General features: G+C 37.6%; 2 protein-coding genes. One reads left to right on the top strand and one right to left on the bottom strand.

Annotated features, from left to right (window positions below; genetic code table 11):
• The first annotated feature begins 474 nt into the window (after positions 1-474).
• Positions 475-801, top strand: coding sequence for a cyclic-phosphate processing receiver domain-containing protein (locus AC1DRF_RS26500; RefSeq protein WP_025749520.1), 327 nt, complete (start codon positions 475-477; stop codon positions 799-801).
• Positions 802-1016: 215 nt separating this feature from the next.
• Here AC1DRF_RS26500 and AC1DRF_RS26495 read toward each other — a convergent pair.
• Positions 1017-1675: formate/nitrite transporter family protein (locus AC1DRF_RS26495; RefSeq protein WP_477742129.1), on the bottom strand; the 659-nt coding region annotated here is incomplete at its 5' end.

Here is a 1675-nt window from a genome sequence, read left to right as displayed (position 1 = left end):
ATACTAAATAACTTACCCATTCTATTCACCTTACTTTTCTTTTTGTCATATTGTCATACTATGTTCCAAAAAATCCTTAAATCAAATTATACGTCCCAAACATCTTTTTCGTAAAGAGAAATTTCCAATTTATTTTAAAAAAATCACAAATTATCGTTTTTTTCTCACAATGTTTTATTGGTTAATTCCGTTCCATCCCTCATCAAACCTGAGATTGAAATGACTTTCTTACACAAAGGTCGCGGAATAAAAAAAGTTAATTTCCAGTTTAAACTGTTTATTTATTCATTTTTCGTTCGACATCTCTTCTCTTATTTCCTGTTTATTCGCCGTGAATATGCAAATAATGATAAAAATTCGTGTTTTTACCCCTATTTAAGAAGGAATGACTTAAAATGTGTCGAATAGACTTAGGTAGGTATATGACATTATGTATGTTACACTAAATACAAGGCAAGGAAGGGAGAATCAGTCATGAAAATCAATGTTTTTCTAGACGACTATCGCAAATGCCCTGACGGTCATGTTTTAGCCGAAACGATTGATGAATGTATTGATCTGCTAAGATCATTCGATGTTGAACATTTATCACTCGATCACGATTTACTGAGTAAGACACGGAATGGATTAATGCTCGTGCATTTTATGGTAAAGCATCATTTATATGCCGATCGAATTACGATTCACTCCGCTAATCATTCAGGCAGCAAAGCAATGTACAACTGCTTTAAGGATGCTCAAAAAGAGCATAAAATGCCAAACAACATTAAAATTCTAAGATGCCCTCTGCCTCTTCGATGATACCTGCACCCTCACACATTCATTTCAACAGAATCTGTCCGATTCAATTCTCACAGACATCCTGTTTCTATAAAATGAAGAACGATACTGCTTGTTCGATACGTATAGATGTGAATACGCTTTAAGCAGTTTATATTATATAGAAGAAACCGCTCTAAAATACCGTGATGATAGCTTTAAAAAGCAGACTACATGGTACAAAGAGCGGTTTTTTGTTATTTAGACAGTTTAGCAGAATTCAAGTCATTTGAGAGAGCAGCCGGCTGTTTTGCGTTTTCTTTCAGCTGCCTAGCGTTCACGAACCAGTAAATGCTTCCTACAAACAGTCCTCCCCCTATGATGTTTCCGAGTGTAACGGGAATTAAATTATGAAATAGTCCAGCAGCCGAAATCGCATCAGGATGCGGAAGCAATAAAGCTAGACCAAGAAACGTCATATTTGCCACGCTGTGCTCGTATCCTGAAGCAACAAATGCAAACAGCATCCAAAAAATAAGCATGATCTTTGCCGCATCGCTTTTAGTGCGCGCAGCCGTCCAAATTGCCAGGCAAACAAGCCAGTTGCAAAGGATGCCGCGAAAAAATAATTCACTGACCGGCAAATTCATTTTTTTAGCTGCCAGCGTCATAAGTAAATGGTTCGGTTCAATTCCTTTAAACAAACCGGTTCCGGTAATTAACAAACAAAGCCCAAACGCACCTATCGCATTTCCGATAAAACACCACGTCCAGTTTTTGAACGTATCTTTCCATGTCGTGACTCCCGATAGCGTACTGACTGTATAAACCATATGATTCCCCGTAAACAATTCAGCTCCTGCAAATACGACAAGCAGGAGAGCAACAGCAAAAGATAACCCCATCACAAGAGAAA

The organism is Priestia sp. P5_B4, assembly GCF_056400385.1.
Note: the sequence above shows the minus strand (reverse complement) of the source record. Positions and strands in the feature narration are given on the sequence as shown.